Origin of the sequence: Streptomyces sp. NPDC102467, assembly GCF_044765445.1 — a bacterium.
Taxonomy (GTDB): Bacteria; Actinomycetota; Actinomycetes; order Streptomycetales; family Streptomycetaceae; genus Streptomyces.
Map to the genome: position 1 here is coordinate 237,779 of NZ_JBIWKA010000011.1, position 16,791 is coordinate 254,569.

The 16,791-nt window shown below is 70.9% G+C and carries 11 protein-coding genes, 1 other RNA gene and 1 pseudogene; 9 read left to right on the top strand and 4 right to left on the bottom strand.

What is annotated here, in order from left to right; translation table 11 throughout:
* Positions 1-14: 14 nt before the first annotated feature.
* From ACIREE_RS24225 to ACIREE_RS24240, 4 genes and pseudogenes are all read left to right on the top strand, one after another.
* Positions 15-1,067 carry an ABC transporter substrate-binding protein gene (locus ACIREE_RS24225; RefSeq protein WP_404156072.1) on the top strand — a complete coding sequence of 351 codons (1,053 nt, stop codon included), beginning with the start codon at positions 15-17 and terminating at the stop codon, positions 1,065-1,067.
* 43 nt (positions 1,068-1,110) lie between these two features.
* Positions 1,111-1,971, top strand: a complete 861-nt coding sequence (locus ACIREE_RS24230; protein ID WP_404155738.1) for a Nif3-like dinuclear metal center hexameric protein — start codon at positions 1,111-1,113, stop codon at positions 1,969-1,971.
* Positions 1,968-2,711: a zinc ribbon domain-containing protein gene (locus tag ACIREE_RS24235; RefSeq protein WP_404156075.1), complete on the top strand. Its 744-nt coding sequence runs from the start codon at positions 1,968-1,970 to the stop codon at positions 2,709-2,711. Before ACIREE_RS24230 ends, ACIREE_RS24235 begins: the two co-directional genes overlap by 4 nt.
* 17 nt (positions 2,712-2,728) lie before the next feature.
* Positions 2,729-3,385, top strand: a pseudogene (locus ACIREE_RS24240) (histidine phosphatase family protein); the annotation flags it as partial.
* Here the strand turns inward: ACIREE_RS24240 and eda are convergent.
* Together eda and yaaA are read right to left on the bottom strand one after the other, a co-directional pair.
* On the bottom strand, positions 3,360-4,004 hold the full coding sequence (gene eda, locus ACIREE_RS24245) for a bifunctional 4-hydroxy-2-oxoglutarate aldolase/2-dehydro-3-deoxy-phosphogluconate aldolase (protein WP_404155741.1): 645 nt from the start codon (positions 4,002-4,004) through the stop codon (positions 3,360-3,362). The pseudogene ACIREE_RS24240 and the gene eda overlap by 26 nt on opposite strands.
* 84 nt (positions 4,005-4,088) lie before the next feature.
* Positions 4,089-4,871 carry a peroxide stress protein YaaA gene (gene yaaA / locus ACIREE_RS24250; RefSeq protein ID WP_404155744.1) on the bottom strand — a complete coding sequence of 261 codons (783 nt, stop codon included), beginning with the start codon at positions 4,869-4,871 and terminating at the stop codon, positions 4,089-4,091.
* 118 nt (positions 4,872-4,989) lie between these two features.
* On the opposite strand from yaaA, the gene ACIREE_RS24255 reads away from it, so the two are divergent.
* Positions 4,990-6,435 carry an RNB domain-containing ribonuclease gene (locus ACIREE_RS24255; RefSeq protein ID WP_404155747.1) on the top strand — a complete coding sequence of 482 codons (1,446 nt, stop codon included), beginning with the start codon at positions 4,990-4,992 and terminating at the stop codon, positions 6,433-6,435.
* On the opposite strand, the gene ACIREE_RS24260 is transcribed toward ACIREE_RS24255, so the two are convergent.
* Entirely contained in the window at positions 6,386-7,027 is a 642-nt protein-coding gene (locus tag ACIREE_RS24260; RefSeq protein ID WP_404155750.1) for a hypothetical protein, read from the bottom strand. The two genes, ACIREE_RS24255 and ACIREE_RS24260, sit on opposite strands and share 50 nt — an antisense overlap.
* A complete protein-coding gene (locus ACIREE_RS24265) occupies positions 7,024-7,794 on the bottom strand; it encodes a MerR family transcriptional regulator (RefSeq protein WP_404155753.1) in 771 nt (256 codons plus the stop codon). Before ACIREE_RS24265 ends, ACIREE_RS24260 begins: the two co-directional genes overlap by 4 nt.
* A gap of 139 nt (positions 7,795-7,933) precedes the next feature.
* On the opposite strand from ACIREE_RS24265, the gene ACIREE_RS24270 reads away from it, so the two are divergent.
* From ACIREE_RS24270 to ACIREE_RS24285, 4 genes are all read left to right on the top strand, one after another.
* A complete protein-coding gene (locus ACIREE_RS24270; protein ID WP_404155756.1) occupies positions 7,934-8,350 on the top strand; it encodes a DUF4260 family protein in 417 nt (138 codons plus the stop codon).
* Positions 8,343-8,942: a TetR/AcrR family transcriptional regulator gene (locus ACIREE_RS24275; RefSeq protein ID WP_404155759.1), complete on the top strand. Its 600-nt coding sequence runs from the start codon at positions 8,343-8,345 to the stop codon at positions 8,940-8,942. Before ACIREE_RS24270 ends, ACIREE_RS24275 begins: the two co-directional genes overlap by 8 nt.
* Positions 8,943-8,960: 18 nt before the next feature.
* An RNA gene (gene rnpB / locus ACIREE_RS24280) (RNase P RNA component class A) lies at positions 8,961-9,369 on the top strand.
* 404 nt (positions 9,370-9,773) lie between these two features.
* Positions 9,774-16,544, top strand: coding sequence for a DUF3320 domain-containing protein (locus ACIREE_RS24285; RefSeq protein ID WP_404155762.1), 6,771 nt, complete (start codon positions 9,774-9,776; stop codon positions 16,542-16,544).
* The last annotated feature ends 247 nt before the right edge of the window (positions 16,545-16,791 follow it).

The following is a 16,791-nucleotide window of genomic DNA, read 5'->3' on the forward strand; positions in this document are numbered from 1 at the left end:
AGCCGATGCCCCCGATGTCCCCGCGTCGCCGTACCCGGATCGCGGACGCCGCCGTCACGACAGCCGCGGCGCTCGCCCTCACCGCCTGCGGTTCCGGTGCGGGTGAGGACGGTTCGGCGAAGAGCGACAACGGCGCGGGATCCAAGGCCGTGGCGCAGGGCGGCGACGACTTCTCGAAGGCCGCCGAGCAGACGGCGAAGATGGGCACGACGGCGAAGCCCGGCGAGTTCCCGCGCACCCTCACGCACGCCATGGGGAAGACGGAGCTGCCGAAGAAGCCGCAGCGCGTCGTCGTCCTCGACGTCGGTGAACTCGACAACGTCGCCTCGCTCGGCGTCAAGCCCGTCGGCTACGCGCCCACCGAGGGGGACGCGGGCATCCCGTCCTACCTGAAGAAGGAAGCGGGCGACCCCAAGAACGTCGGCACGATCAACTCCCTCAACCTGGAAGCGATCGCGAACCTCAAGCCCGACCTGATCCTCGGCAGCGAGCTGCGCGCGGCCAAGCTCTACCCGCAGCTCTCCAAGATCGCCCCGACCGTCTTCTCCATCCGCCCCGGCTTCACGTGGAAGGAGAACTACCTCCTCAACGCGTCCGCCCTCGACCGGACGGCAGCCGCCAGGGCGAACCTCGCGGTGTACGACAAGAACGTCGAGAAGCTCGGCGCCGACGTGCAGCGCGCGAACGGTGGCAAGGCCCCGACCGTGACGATGCTGCGCTACATGCCGGACCGCATCCGGCTCTACGCCAAGGCCTCCTTCATCGGCACGATCCTCGATGACGCCGGCATCCCGCGCCCGAAGAACCAGCAGGTCGACGACTTGGCGACCGAGATCAGCCCGGAGAAGATCGACTCCGCCGACGCCGACTGGATCTTCACCGGCGTCTACGGCGACGCGAAGAAGACGCAGCGCGCGAGCGCCGAGGACAACCCGCTCTGGAAGAAGCTGAAGGCCGTCAAGGACGGGCAGGCGAAGAACGTGCCGGACGAGACCTGGTACCTGGGTCTCGGCGTCACGGCCGCCGACGAGGTCCTGAAGGACCTCCGCGCGAACCTGGTGAAGTAACCGGGCTTGGGGAAGGGGTACGCGGCGCAGGTAACCTGTGTGCGTGCCCCGTCTGTCTGAAGTAACCGCCGCGCTCGACGCCCTCTGGCCCCCGGCCCTCGCCGAGGGATGGGACGCGGTCGGCACGGTCGCCGGCGACCCGGACGCCGAGATCGGCCGGGTCCTGTTCGCGGTCGACCCGGTCCAGGGAATCGTCGACGAGGCCGTGAAGCTCGGCGCGGACCTCCTGGTCACGCACCACCCGCTCTATCTGCGCGGTACGACGACGGTCGCGGCCACCCACTTCAAGGGCCGGGCCGTGCACACCCTCATCAAGAACGACATCGCGCTGCACGTCGCGCACACGAACGCCGACAAGGCCGACCCCGGCGTCAGCGACGCCCTCGCCGGCGCCCTGGACGTCCGTGTCGTACGCCCTCTCGTCCCGGACCCCACCGATCCGTCAGGCCGCCGCGGCCTCGGCCGCGTCTGCGAACTGGACCACCCCCTCACCCTGCGCGAGCTCGCGGCCCGCGCGGCCGAGCGGCTCCCCGCCACCGCGCAGGGCATCCGCGTCGCGGGCGACCCTGACGCGACGATCCGTACGCTCGCGGTCTCCGGCGGCAGCGGCGACAGCCTCTTCGACGACGTGCGCGCCGCGGGCGTCGACGCCTTCCTCACCGCGGACCTGCGGCACCACCCCGCGAGCGAGGCCCGCGAAACCGCGCCTCTCGCGCTGATCGACGCCGCGCACTGGGCCACCGAGTGGCCCTGGTGCGAGCTGGCCGCCGCCCAGCTGGACGAGATCTCCGACCGCGAGGGATGGGACCTGCGCGTCCACGTCTCGCGTACGGTCACCGACCCCTGGACCGCCCACGCGGCGTCCCACCACGAACCCCTCTCTACTTTTGGAGCCCCCAACTGAACGCCGCGCCCGCCGACCAGATCCGCCTTCTCGACGTCCAGGATCTGGATGTACGCCTCCAGCAGCTCCGGCACAAGAAGAAGTCGCTGCCCGAGCACGCCGAGATCGACTCGCTCAACAAGGACCTCGCGCAACTGCGTGACCTGCACGTCGCCTCGACGACGGAGGAGAGCGACTGCGCCCGCGAGCAGACCAAGGCCGAGCAGGACGTCGACCAGGTCCGCAAGCGCGCCACCCGCGACCAGCAGCGCCTGGACTCCGGCGCGGTCACGTCGCCGAGGGACCTGGAGAACCTGCAGCGGGAGATCACCTCGCTGGCCAAGCGCCAGGGTGACCTGGAGGACGTCGTCCTGGAGGTCATGGAGCGCCGCGAGTCGGCGCAGGAGCGCGTGAGCGAGTACGCCGAGCGCCTCGCCGCCGTGCAGGCCAAGGCCGACGACGCGACGGCCCGTCGCGATGAGGCGGCCGGCCAGTTGGACGCCGAGGTGGCGACGGTGACGAAGGAGCGCGAGGTCGTCGCGGGCTCCATCCCCGCGGACCTGCTGAAGCTCTACGACAAGCTGCGCGAGAAGGAGGGCGGCGTCGGTGCGGCCAAGCTGTTCCAGCGCCGCTGCGAGGGCTGCCGCCTGGAGCTCAACATCACGGAGCTGAACGACGTCCGCAAGGCCGCCGCCGACGAGGTCGTCCGCTGCGAGAACTGCCACCGCATCCTGGTCCGCACCTCGGAGTCGGGCCTCTGAGCGGCGACGAAGCACCGGCCGGGGGGCCCGATCTGGGCCTCCCGGCCACCTTCGTCCTGCTCCGCCACGGCGAAACCGCCCTCACCCCCGAGAAGCGGTTCTCCGGGAGCGGGTTCCTGCGGGGCGACGGCAGCGATCCGGAGCTGTCCGCGACGGGCCGCCGCCAGGCGGACGACGCGGCGGACGCCCTCGCCGCGCGCGGCACGATCGAGGCGATCGTCTCCTCACCCCTGAAGCGCTGCCGGGAGACCGCGCGGGCCGTCGCCGACCGGCTCGGCCTCGCCGTCACGGTCGACGACGGCCTGCGCGAGACCGACTTCGGGGCCTGGGAAGGGCTTACGTTCAAAGAGGTGCGGGAGCGTTTCCCGGACGACATGAACACCTGGCTCGCCGCACCCGACGCCGCTCCCAGCGGCGGAGGCGAGAGTTTCGCCGCGGTCGCGGAGCGCGTCGCCGCGGCCCGCGACCGGCTGACCGCCGCGTACCGGGGCCGCACGGTCCTCCTGGTCAGCCACGTCACGCCCGTCAAGACGCTCGTCCGGCTCGCGCTCGGCGCCCCGTCCGAGGCGCTGTTCCGCATGGAGCTGTCGGCGGCGTCCCTGACGACGATCGCGTACTACGCCGACGGCAACGCCAGCGTCCGCTGCCTCAACGAGACCGCACACCTGCGATAAGGCGCGCCTCGCGGGCCAGGGTCTCCACGCGCGCCCAGTCCTTCGCCGCGACGGCGTCCCCAGGGAGCATCCAACTGCCGCCCACGCAGCCGACGTTCGGCAGCGCCAGGTATGCGGGGGCGTTGGCGGGCGAGACCCCACCGGTCGGGCAGAAGCGGGCCTGCGGCAGCGGCCCCGCGAGGGACTTGAGGTACGCGGTGCCCCCGGCGGCCTCCGCGGGGAAGAACTTCATCTCGCTCACCCCGCGCTCCAGCAGGGCCACGACCTCGGACGTCGTCGAGACGCCCGGCAGGAACGGCACCCCGGACCCCTTCATCGCGTCGAGCAGCGTCTCCGTCCAGCCGGGGCTGACCAGGAACCGCGCCCCCGCCGCCACCGAGTCGGCGACGTTCGCGGGGGATATCACGGTGCCCGCGCCGACGACCGCGTCCGGCACCTCGGCCGCGATCGCCCGGATCGCGTCGAGCGCGGCGGGCGTGCGCAGCGTCACCTCGATGGCGGGCAGCCCGCCCGCGACCAGCGCCCGCGCGAGCGGCACCGCGTCGGCGACATCCTCCACGACGACGACGGGAACGACGGGGGCGAGATCGAGCACGGAGGAGGTCTCAGAGGAGGTCATGGGCACATCCTGCCCCGGGGTGCGCACCATGCGCAAAGCCCGTTGCGCATGGTGCAACGGCCGGGGAGTCCTCGGCGATCCTTCTCAGTGGACCTCGTCCACCAGGACGTCCAGGCTCCACGCCTGCCCGCCCTTCGAGGGCTCCTCGACCTCCACGGCGTACTTGAGGTCCCGCAGCGCGTCGACCAGCTCCGCCGGGGACTCGGGCGCGGCCTTCGAGGCCAGCAGCGAGCGCACGATGCGGCCCTTGGTCGCCTTGTTGAAATGGCTGACGACCTTGCGGGTCGGCGCGTGCAGCACCCGCACCGTCGCCGTCCGCCCCGCGACCGCGCCCTTCGGCTTCCACGCGGTCGCGTACGCCGCCGAACGCAGATCGAGCACGAGCCCGCCCCCGGCCACCTCCGGCAACACCTCCGCCATCGGCGCCCGCCAGTACGCGCCGAGCGCCCCGAGCCCCGGCAGCTTCACGCCCATCGAGCAGCGGTACGAAGGAATCCGGTCGGTCACCCGCACCGCGCCCCACAGCCCGGAGAAGACAAGGAGCGACCGCGCCGCCCGCTTCTTCGCCGCCGCGTCGAGCGAGGCCAGGTCCAGGGCGTCGTAGAGAACACCCGTGTAGATCTCGCCGGCCGGGCGCGCGCCCGCCGTGCGCAGCTCCGCGTTCTTCGCGACCTCGCCGCGCAGCCCCTCGCTCAGCCCGAGCACCTCGCGCGCCTTCTCCTCATCGGCAGCGCACAGCTCGACCAACTCGTCCAGAACCGCCGCCCGCGCCCCGGCAAGACCCGGCAGCGAGAGCGACTCGGGCTTCAGCGGGGCACCTCGCCCGGAGGCGGCCTTTCCTTCGGACGGTGGCAGCAAGACGAGCACGTGCTTCTCCTTCTGAACCTTCTGGGCGGCCGGGCGGGGTGCGGCCCCGCGCCAGGGTAGTCGGCCGCGCGTCCGGTGCCGCCGTGCCACCGCACTCCGTCCGCCCTACGCTCGGTGCATGCCCCGCCGCCACATCCGCGTGACCGGCGCAGCGCAGGCGCCGCTGTGCGCCGTGCTGCGCGACCTGCGTACGACACTGGACGTGCCCGAGGAGTTCCCCGCCGAGGTGCTGGCGGAGGCCGAACAGGTCGCGGCGGCGCCGCCCCGGCTGCCCGAGCACGACGAGACGGCGATCCCCTTCTTCACGATCGACCCGCCCACCTCCACCGACCTCGACCAGGCCATGCACCTGTCCCGGCGCCCCGGCGGCGGCTACCGCGTGCGGTACGCGATCGCCGACGTCGCCGCGTTCGTCACGCCCGGGGGCGCGCTCGACACGGAGGCCCACCGCCGCGTCACCACCCTCTACTTCCCGGACGAAAAGGTCCCGCTGCATCCGACCGTGCTCAGCGAGGGCGCGGCGAGCCTGCTGCCGGGCCGGACCCGCCCGGCCGTCCTGTGGACGATCGACCTGGCCGCGGACGGCCGCGCGGAGAGGACCGACGTCGTACGGGCTCTCGTGCGCAGCCGCTCCAAACTCGACTACGCGGGTGTGCAGCAGGCCATCGACGACAAGAGCGCGGAGGAGCCGGTCGCGCTGCTGGCGGACATCGGGCGCCTGCGCGAGCGGCTGGAGGCCGAGCGCGGCGGCATCTCCCTCGACGTCCCCGAGCAGGAGATCGTCGCGAACGGCAGCGTCTACGAACTCGCCTACCGCACCCCACTGCCCGCCGACTCCTGGAACGCGCAGATCTCCCTCCTCGCCGGCATGGCCGCCGCCGAGCTGATGCTCGCCTCCGGTAACGGCATCCTGCGTACCCTGCCCGTCGCCCCCGACGGCGCGGTCGGCCGGCTGCGCCGCACCGCGAAAGCGCTGCGCATCGACTGGCCGCACCACGTCCCCTACGCCGACCTCATCCGCTCCCTGGACCCGCGCGTACCGCACCACGCCGCGTTCCTCCAGGAGTGCACGACCCTCCTGCGCGGCGCCGGCTACACCGCGTTCACCGGCGGCGAGACCCCACCCCTCACCACCCACGCCGCCGTCGCCGCGCCCTACGCCCACTGCACCGCCCCGCTGCGCCGCCTCGTCGACCGGTACGCGTCCGAGCTGTGCCTGGCCGCGTGCGCCGGGCAGGAGCCGCCGCAGTGGGCGGTGGAGGCGCTGGCCGTACTCCCCAAGGAGATGGCGGACGGCACCCGGCGGGCCAACACCGTGGAGCGCGAGTGCGTCGACATCGTCGAGGCGGCGCTGCTGCAGCACCGGGTCGGCGAGCTGTTCGACGCCTACGTGGTGGATGTGAAGGAGAAGGAACAGGCCGTCGGCACCGTCCAGTTGCCCGAACCGGCCGTCGTCGCCAGGATCGAGGGCGGCACCACCGCGCTGCCCCTGGGGGAGCGGCTGCGCGTACGCCTCACACAGGCCGATCCTGGACAGGCGAAGGTCCAGTTCGCCCCTGCGTGAGCCGTGCCTGGAGGGCGCGCGCCAGCAGCTCCGGCTCCTCGGCGTGCAGCCGTACCGTATGCACATCCTTGGGGCGTCCCAGAAATGTGAAGTGCCGGACGGGTGGGGCGAGTTCGAGAGTGACACTGGTCTGTGCGGCGACATCGAGATTCAGCTCGCCCTCACTCACCGCATGGGTGAAGCGATTCTCCCTGCGCACGGCCGCGATCCGCTCCAGCGGTATCCGCAGATCCACGTGGGCGCCCCGGCGCGCCCGCAGCGCGTCGGCGGTGACGACGTGCGGCCGCGTCACGGACGCCGCATGCAGGCCGAGCACCATGAACACCGTGTAGACGTCGAGGATCAGCACGACCCAGTGCGCCGTCGGCCAGTCCCGCAGCAGTGCCCACATCCCGAAGGTCTCGACGACGCAGACGAACGCGAAGGCGTACATCATCGTGGCCTGGCCGCGGGCGTACGAGAAGGAGTCGGCCCCGGCGGGAACGCCGTGCCGCCGCCGCGCCACCCACAGCCCGAAGCTCCCGAACACCCGTACCTCGTGGCCGACGAGCCGCGCGACCGTGTCGGCGAGCGCCGACGCGGGCCGCTTCACCGCGCACCGCCCTCGGCGGCCATGCGCAGCGCGAGTCTCAGCGCCTCGGCCTGCGCGGGGGAGAAGTCGGCGAGCACCGCGTCGAGGAAGCCGCGCTGGTCCGGCGCCCCGGTGGTGGGCAGGTCCGGCGGCAGACAGGCGACGAGGGCCCGCGCCGCCTCGGCCACCCGCGGGTCGTCCGGTGTCGCGTCGGCCAGGGCGTCGAGCCGCGCGTACACCTCGCGGGCCGCGTCAAGCGCGCCCGGCTCCGTGAGCGTGGGCAGCAGCGCCGCCATCAGCTGCCCGCGGAACTCGGGCGGCGCGGTCGTATCGATCAGGGTCAGCATCTCGCGGTCCTTCGCGGCCATTGGCGACTCGGCGTCCAGATCCGCAAGCCCGTCCAACTCGCCGAAGAAGGAAGCGAGTTCGGGGGATATGGGCCCGTCGGCGGGCAGCCGGCCCCGCTCGGCCTGCGCCAGCAGCTCCCGCAGCCTGGCCCGCCGGTCGTGGATCGCGGCCTCCTGCCGCGCCAGGTCGGCGTCCAGCTCGGCGAGCACCTCGACGAGTTCGCGCCCCGCGTCGTCGGCGAGCACGTCCCGCACCTCGACGAGCCCGACACCCAGCTCGGTCAGCCGCCGGATCCGGGCCAGCTCGACCGCGTGCCGCAGCCCGTACTCCCGGTACCCGTTGCCGAGCCGCTCGGGCTCCGGGAGCAGCCCGAGGTGGTGGTAGTGCCTGATGGCGCGCGTGGTGACGCCGACCATCCGGGCCAGCTCTCCGATCCTCATGGCCTCAGTAGAAACGTTGACGCTACGGAAGGGTCAAGCGCATCACGCGCCGAGGGGTTGACGGCTAACGCCGTTAGCCCTACGGTTTACCCATGCCAGGCTAACGCCGTTAGCCTGGATCTGTCGCCTGGAGGCCCTCATGAGCGTGAACGCTTCTGCCGTCGCCACGATCAAGCCGCTCGCCGTGATCCGCCGCACCGCCTGGCTCCTCAACGCGCTCTTCTGGTCCGCCTTCGCGGTCCTGGAGGGCGTGAACCACGGCTGGCTCGCGGGCCTGTTCGCCCTGGCCTTCCTCATCGCCCCCGACCTCACGTTCCTGGTCGCCGTCCGCGACGCACCCCACATGAGCAAGGGTCAACTCCCGCCCCGTGCCGTGCCCTTCTACAACACCGCCCACCGGGCCCTGATCCCGGTGGCCCTGATCGTCGCGTACACGGTGCTCCCGTTCCATTGGGCTCCCGTCTTCGCGGGTCTGTGCGGCTGGCTCGCCCACATCTCGTACGATCGCGCCTTCGGCTACGGACTGCGGACCAAGGAGGGCTTCCAGCGTGCCTGAGGCCACTGACCGGCGGCTCACCCCCCGCGCGACGGAGATCGCGGCCGAGGCCCGCACGCTTCTCGAGGCGTCCGGACCCGACGCCCTGACCATGCGGGCCCTCGCCGACCGCCTCGGCATCAAGGCGCCCTCGCTCTACAAGCACTTCTCCGACAAATACGCCGTCGAGGCCGAGCTCGTCACGCAGATGCTCACCGAATCGGCCGAGGCCTGCGAAGAGGCGGAACGGGCCTTCCCCGGCTCCCTCGCCGCCCTCACCGACGCCTACCGTGCGTATGCCCTGGCCCACCCCCACCTCTACCGCCTCGCCACCGAACGCCCGCTGCCCCGGCACGCGCTCCCCGAAGGCCTGGAGGACCGCGCCGCGGCCCCCCTCGTGCGGGCCTGCGGCGGCGACATCGATCTGGCCCGCGCCACCTGGGCGTTCGCACACGGCATGGTGATCCTGGAGATCCACGGCCGGTTTCCGGGCGGCGCGGATCTGGGGGCGGCGTGGCGGACGGGCGTTCGGGCGGTCGAGGTGACCCCGTCGACACCGCGTCAGGACCTGGAGACGGCCGACCTCGTCCGAGACCCCCGTCGGCCCGGGTAAGATGTCCGGCACGGCAGACGAGCCGGGCGGACGGCCGCGTGGGGTTCTTCGGAACCTCCCGAGGAACGTCCGGGCTCCACAGGGCAAGGTGGTGGCTAACGGCCACCCGGGGTGACCCGCGGGACAGTGCCACAGAAAACAGACCGCCCGGTGCTTCGGCGCCGGGTAAGGGTGAAACGGTGGTGTAAGAGACCACCAGCGCCTGAGGTGACTCAGGCGGCTAGGTAAACCCCACCTGGAGCAAGGTCAAGAGGGGCCGCCGTTCTTCGGACGGTGGCTCTGCGCGGACGTTCGAGGGCTGCCCGCCCGAGTCCGCGGGTAGACCGCACGAGGCCGGTGGCAACGCCGGCCCTAGATGGATGGCCGTCTCCCCGGCCACCGCGAGGTGACCGGGCGACAGAACCCGGCGTACAGCCCGACTCGTCTGCCGCTCTCCACGGTCCCTCCCCGGATGACTCCGGGGCGGGGCCGTTTTGTCGTACCGGCCCAACGCCCCGCCCGAGCTCATTATTCGAGACGGTCTGTCTCACTCCCTGGGTGCGGGGAGCGGATTGTTCTCGTGGCCGGGCTCGCTCTCCCTTTGGTATTCCGTAGAAGACTGTGGGCTGGGCACACCGGGGCTTCGTGAACAGCGAGAAGATCGTTCCGTAGTTAACGCTTCACGCAGTGGTGCGCTGACCGTAGAATTCGCGTTCAGGGGGGATCAACGGGACTTGTGCGGCCACCAGGACAGTACGGACGTCTGTGGCCGCGCTTTGCGTTGGCGGCAGAGGGGACTGCCGTTGACGCCAATGCTCCGTTGGCCCAGAAGCGACAACATCAGGGGCCAGCGTGACGAACTCGGGTGACTTCGGGGGCAGCCAGGAACTCGACCGCCTCAAGGCGATGCTTGAGAGCTGGCGCACCTCTCTGGTGGACCTGAGCGGCCGAAACAGGCTGCTCAATTTTCGCCACACCAAGTCGGCGACACTGGAGATCGCGACCCCATCCGCGCAGGAGCTCGTCGAGGGCATGGCCCGTGGCTGGGATTTCGCGCCGCTCCCGGACGAGGAGCCGGAGGCCGGGGAGGGTATGCGATCCGGCGATGTGGTCCTGGCGAAGAAGGGCGACCGCACCGACGGAATCGTCACCCAGAAGACCACCGCCCCCTCCCTCCTGCGTGCGTTGAACAGCCTGCGCACCAAAGCGACGCAGGTCTTCAACGACTACGGCCTGTGGACCCTCAACCTCGGCGTCGGCATGCTCCGCTGGCGTGAGGACGGAGCCGAGACGGGCAGCGACGCCCCCCTGGTCCTGATGCCGGTGGTCATCGAGCGCGCGCGCAACGGCCGGGTCCGCCTCAGGGCGAGCGACGACGAGGAACCGCGCCTCAATCCGGCCCTGAAGGTGAAGCTGGAGCAATTCCATATCGACTGGACGCCGGTTGGCGAACAGGATCCTTCGGACCTGCAGGCGGTGCTCTCCGCTGCGGCTCACGCGGTGACGGGCAAGCCCGGATGGCAGATCTCCGACCGTGTGGTGCTCGCACTCTTCGCCTCCCACAAAGAGTCGATGTACCAGGACCTGCTGGACAACGAGGACCGCGTTCTCGGCAGTGACCTCGTACGGGCGATGGCGCTCGGCCCGAATTCCGGACTCGCCTCCGACCGTTTCGACTTCGAGGAGATCGAGCTCGACCGGATCGACGAACTGAGCCCGCCCGAGGACAGCCCGCTGGTGCTTGACGCCGACGCCTCGCAGCGGCAGGCCGTGGCCGCGGCCGTGGCCGGACAGTCGTTCGTCCTGGACGGCCCGCCCGGTACCGGCAAGAGCCAGACGATCACGAACATGGTCGCTGGTCTGATGCACGCGGGCCGCAGTGTGCTGTTCGTCAGTGAGAAGGCGGCGGCCCTCGACGTCGTCCTCGACCGACTGAAGTCGGTCGGACTCGACTCGTACGCCCTGGCTCTCCACAGCCACAACACCAGCCGCAAAGCGGTGGCCCAGGAGCTGGGTCGGGCTCTCGCGGAGGAACCGCGCGCACCGCAGCTGTCACAACAGGCCCTGGCCCAGGTCAGGGAACTGCGCCTTGCGCTCAGCGCCTACTCCGAAGCGATGAACGAGGTCCGCGACCCGCTGGGACGGACCCTGCACGACGTACTCGGTCGGGTCAGCCGACTGTCCGAGGCGCCGGTGGCCTATCTGAGCCATGGTGATGACACCCCCACAGGGGCAGGGGCGACGTTTCGCGCCGAGTCGCTCAGTGACGAGGACCTGCGCCTGATTATTGAGGCGACGAAAGCCATCTCCGACGCTTGGGAGGCGGTCGCCGACCCGTCATTCCCCTGGCGCGACCTGCGAGCCGGCCTGCCTCATCCACGTCCTGTGCTGGAGCAGGCGCAGGCGGCCAGGGACGCGCTCGCGACAGCGGTCGACCGGTACCGGGATCTCGCGCCCGGGGGAGTGCCCGTCACGGACCAGAGCGGGATCGACCGTTTGATCGCACTCCTGCGGCTGCTCGACATGCGGAGTCCGGTGCCGGAAGCGTGGCTGACCACGGACGCCTTCGCCGACGAGGTGGACGATCGGGTCGACGCTTTCCTGGCGGAACTGCGCAAGGTGCAGCGTACGAGCACTGCCGTCCGAGCGACGGTGGGCGAGCGATGGCAGGAGCTGTCCACCAGACTGACGGCTGAGCCCGGGGAGGCCGAGAAGACGCTCTCGGCGATGGTGCCGCGAGGCCTCGACCTTGCCGGACTCACGGAGGAGCGAGCGCGACAGTTCGCCAGGGAGTTCGACGAGACCGCTGGTGTGCTGGAGCGGACCCTGCAGAGCCTTACCCGCGTCAGTCAATTCACCGGGCTCACGAATCCCAGCAGCCCCGATGACGCACGTCAGCTGTGTGACGTGATCGCCGTGGCCGGCACCGAACACCGCCCGCCCGAGCAGTGGCTGGTCCCGGAAGGCCCCGCGCGGGCAGAGGAGGCGGCGGTCGGGGTCACCGCCGATGCACTGAGGGACTTCTTCACCCGACGGGGCCAGGTGCTCTCCGCCCAGGCCCTCGCGACGGACCACGCTGGTCCGGGGTGGGCCGAACTGCGTCGGGAAGCGAGCGCCGAGCGACCGGCCAACGAGCAGGCCCTTGCTGCACTGGAACCGTCTGGCGTCGACATCGCGGCGCTGACCGACCGCGAGGCCGCGGCGCTGGCCGAGCGCTTCGACACGCTTGCCGATGCCCTTGAGGCAGCCGCTGAGCACGCCGACTCGGTGGCCGAGCACCTCGGGTGTGACCGGCCGAAGGCGACGTCCGAGGCGGAGGACCTGGCCACGCTCGTGGAGCTGGCCACAGCCTCGGACCGCACACTCGAGGCATGGCTCGATCCCCGGGCACTTCCCGGGGTTCAGGCAGCCGTCGCGGAGATCTCCTCAGCCGCCGAAGACCTGGCTGCCGCGGAGGATGCTGCGCGCGGCACCTTCCTGCCCGAAGTCGTCGCCACGCCCGAACTGCCCGAAGCGGTCCACCGGCTCATGGAGGGCCGCCAGGGCCTCACCGGCATGCTGTCCAGCGGCATCCGGGCCGACCGGAAGCTCGTGGCCCGGCTGACGCACGGCGGATCGTGGCGCGGCGAGCTGTACGACAAGCTGCCACTCGCCGACACCTGGTGCGCCGCTTACCAGAACTTGCGGTCGCTGGCCACGACCCACGCCGAGCTGATAGGCCGCTATCGGGGCGCGGCGTTGCCCGACGTCCCGGCACTGCTCAAGGCGCTCGCGCACGCCGAAGCGGTCCACGCACTGGCGCCGGAAACCGTCGCTGACCCCTACCGGCGGAGTCTGCTCGCCGCTCACCTGGCCGACGGCCGAGAGCCGCACCCCGCACTCGTCGAGCAGGGAACGGCGCTGCGCGGCGGTCTCGCCGCGTGGCGACGGAACTTGGACCGACCGTCGCTGGCACCGCATGCGGCCGACCTCACCAAGCAGCCGCTCGACGACGTTGCCCGCTGGCTGCGCGCCCACCTCGCCCCATTGCGACAGGCCGTCGCACTGCTGGACACCGTGGCTTCGGTCGGTCGCCGGGACAGCGGCCCTGGTTCCGAGTACACGCTCGCCTCTGCGCGCACGGCGGTCACGGCAGCGCACGCGGCTCAGAAGGAGACCGCCGCGTTCGCCGCTCAGGCCGTAACCGACCGCAGCCTGCTCGGCCCCTGGTATCGGGGACTCGAAACGCACGCGGACGACCTGCACGACGCCGCGCCCAACGGCGTGACGGGCTACGAGCCCATGGGGCAGCTCCTGCGCCGCGGCCTTGACCTGACACGACAGCAACCAGGCCCGCACGCCACGGAGCTACAGCGCGAGTTGCTGGGCCGGTACGCCCTGGGAGGGCACCCCCGCACCGAGGACTTGCGGGCCGCCCTGGACTCCGCCCTGCTGATCGCCCGTCTCGCACTCGACACGCTCATGGACTCGGCGTGCCGGACCAGCCTTGTCGACGTACTGGCCGACGGTCGGCCTGAACCGCGCGAACTCCTCACGCGGGCCGACCGGATCCGCCGTGACCTGGACCTATGGCAGGAGTTCACCGAGCAGCCCCACGTCGCGGCGGTCGGTACAGCACTCGCCGCCCGCCCCCTCGACCAGGCGGCGAGCTGGCTCCGCGCGCACGTGGAGCCCTTCGAGGACGCGGCCGACCTCATCCGCTCAACCGCCCGCGTCATGGACGAGGGGACGGGCCTCGCCCTGTCCCGGGCCAGGGAAGTGGTGGCCGTCGTCGTCTCCGCCCGCGCCGCCGAGTCCTCTTTCGCGGAGAACGACACCACGTACCGAAGCCTCCTCGGTTCCCTCTACGAGGGCGCCGAGACGGACCGCGATGCGATCCTGGATGCCCTGGACTGGGCCCAGAAAGTCCGTCGTACCGCACATGGCGGTCTCTCCGCGCCCCTTTCGCAAACGGCGGCCCGGCTGATGCTGGCCGCGCCGACCGATCCGTCCGTCGCGGCCCGCGCGGGCGACTGGAGCGGTCAGCGCGAGGCAGTCGTTGGGTACTTCGAGCCTGGGCGGGCTGAGGAGCTGCGAAGCGAACTCGCCGAATCTCTCACCGCGGCCCAGTCCGTCATGGCCCGCCTCGACCGCGACCCCTTCGGCCCGGAAGCGTGGACCAGCTGCGCCGACGCACTGACCGTGTTGCGCCGCTACCACCTGGATGGGCTCCCCGACCAGCTCGCACGCCGCGAGGTTTCCGCCGAGGACTTCCCCGCCGCCATGGAACGTGCGGTGCTCACCGCATGGGTCGAGCACCAGCTCGCCACCGACCAGAGGCTGAAGCCCATGCGGGCGGTGGAACGCGACCAGTTGGTGGATCGCTTCCAGAAGGCGGACCAGGACCTGGTGGCGGCGGCGCACGCCGAGGTCATCGCCGCGTGCAACTCCCGTCGCCCTCGTCGGACATCGGTGGGCCAGGCCGCAGTGATCCGCCGCGAGGCCGAGAAGCAGCGTCGTCACATGCCCGTACGACACCTGCTGCAGCAGACACGCGACGTCGTACGGCTGGTCAAGCCCTGCTTGATGATGAGCCCGCTGACGGTCAGCCAGTTCCTGCCGCCGAACTTCAAGTTCGACGTTGTGATCTTCGATGAGGCGTCACAGGTGCTGCCCCAGGACGCAGTGAACTCCGTCTACCGGGGCAAAGCCCTCATCGTCGCGGGTGACCAGAAGCAACTGCCGCCGACCTCGTTCTTCGCCGCGGGCGGCGACAGCGACGACGGCGACGAGTGGGACGAGGATGCCACCGACGGCTTCGAGTCCATCCTCGATATGTGCAAGGCCAGCGGAGTCCTGCGTGGGCTGCCCCTGCGCTGGCACTACCGCAGCCGGCACGAGAACCTGATCGCCTTCAGCAACCACGACTTCTACGACAACTCCATGGTCACGTTCCCGGGCGCGCTGGAACAGGGACCGGACATCGGCGTGGAGTTCATCAAGGCGGACGGTGTCTACGACCGTGGCGGAAGCAGCGACAACCCCCTTGAGGCTGCCAAGGTGGCCCAGCGCGTCATCCACCACTTCGACACCCGCCCCGAACACACCCTCGGCGTGGTCGCACTGTCGAAGTCGCAGGCGGAGGCGATCGAGGAGGCGGTGCAGAAGGCGAGAGCGGCCCGCCCGGACCTCGACCGCCACTTCACGGAGGGCCGCCTCGACGGTTTCTTCATCAAGAACCTCGAAACCGTTCAGGGCGATGAGCGGGACGTCGTCATCCTCTCCATCGGCTACGGTCCCGACCACCGTGGCAAGCTGCTGTCGACGTTCGGCCCCATCAACAGGGAGGGCGGCTGGCGGCGTCTCAACGTGGCCGTGACCCGCGCCCGGCGCCGCATGGAGGTCATCGCCTCCTTCTATGGAGGCGATCTGCCGGACAGCGCCAACAAGAGCGTGCAGCACCTCAAGCGGTACCTGCAGTACGCCCAGCACGGTCCTGCGATCCTACAGACGGCAGCCGCCGATCCGGACGCGGCTCCGGAGAGCCCCTTCGAAGAAGAAGTCATCGACGTCCTGCGCGGCTGGGGATATGAGGTCCAGCCGCAGGTGGGGGTCGCCGGTTTCCGCATCGACATGGGGGTCCGGCACCCGGGCGCGCCCGGCACGTACGCGTTGGGCATCGAGTGTGACGGCGCCATGTATCACTCCTCGCGGGCGGCCCGGGACCGCGACCGGCTCAGGGAAGCGGTCCTGCGTGACCTGGGCTGGAGGCTGCACCGAATCTGGGGTACGGACTGGTATCGGAACCGGCGGGATGCGATGGCGCGGCTGCGGGCCGCGGTGGAGCGGGCGTGTGCGGAGGATCCGCATGCGGTGCGAGTGGCATCCCCGGTGGTAGCGGACGGCAGCGGCGACGACCGTAGTACTGCTGCTGGTACGGCGGAGCCCGTGGCCGAGCCCAGGAACGCGGGGCGCGGTGAGTCCGCGGAAGGGCCGGCAGGTCCTCGGACGGCCCCGCGAGTGGAGTTCGTGCCGGTTGCCGATGGCCCTGCGCCTTGGAGCCGCCCCTACCAGGATGTCGACCCTGACCTGTTGGCAGAGTTGCGTGAGAGGTCCAGCAGCCAACGAGGCATGCCGGGTGTGGAGTTGCAGGGCCCCGAGGCCCTCGACGTGGTGGCGGACGTGGCGCTGTGTGTGGTCGAAGTGGAAGGACCCGTCGAGAAGGAGGTGGTCTATACCCGGGTCCGTCTCGCGTGGGGCCTCGGACGAGCCGGCCAGGTGGTTCGCGACCGCATCGACCGAGGCCTTCGCCGGCTGCTCAAGCAGGGCAAGATTGTCAACGTCGGTACGGCTTACGACATGCCCGGTCATGAGACGGAGTTCGGTCGCACGCCGACGGAGTGGTGCGCCCGCCGAGTGGCCGAGGTTCCGGTGGTGGAGCGGCAGCTCGTACTCCGAAACATGGTCGACGAGGGACCGGGCGTGCATCGCGAGGACCTGCTGCGAGAGGCCGCCCGCTTCTTCGGGTGGGCGCGGCTCGGCGCCGATATCCGGGATGCGCTGACTGGCGACATTGATGCGCTGATCGTCGCAGGGGACTTGATCGAGTCGGAGGGCGGACTGATGCCTTCGGAGGGTTCTTGATCCGTTTCGGTGCGGTCTTTGCGTGTCGCCTCGGAGGGCCCGTTGGGTTGGCAGGACGAAGAAGAATGTGTGCTCCTCCGGACTCGGAGCCACCGCGCGCTGGTTCGCCCGTATCCATCTACCAGGGCGTCGGTAGGGGCGACCGGACAGGGCGTCAGCTGCCGCTACTCCGGTCGCTGGCACGGCTGTCAGTACGGCCAGGTACCCTCGGAAACGTCGTCAACGCGGCCCGACGGGCTTCCGCTCC

Excerpts from the sequence above, each read along its gene's own strand:
- ACIREE_RS24225 (WP_404156072.1), top strand. The coding sequence starts at position 15 with ATGTCCCCGCGTCGCCGTACCCGGATCGCGGACGCCGCCGTCACGACA.
- eda (WP_404155741.1), bottom strand. The coding sequence starts at position 4,004 with ATGACCTCCTCTGAGACCTCCTCCGTGCTCGATCTCGCCCCCGTCGTT.
- ACIREE_RS24255 (WP_404155747.1), top strand. The coding sequence starts at position 4,990 with ATGCCCCGCCGCCACATCCGCGTGACCGGCGCAGCGCAGGCGCCGCTG.
- ACIREE_RS24265 (WP_404155753.1), bottom strand. The coding sequence starts at position 7,794 with ATGAGGATCGGAGAGCTGGCCCGGATGGTCGGCGTCACCACGCGCGCC.
- ACIREE_RS24270 (WP_404155756.1), top strand. The coding sequence starts at position 7,934 with ATGAGCGTGAACGCTTCTGCCGTCGCCACGATCAAGCCGCTCGCCGTG.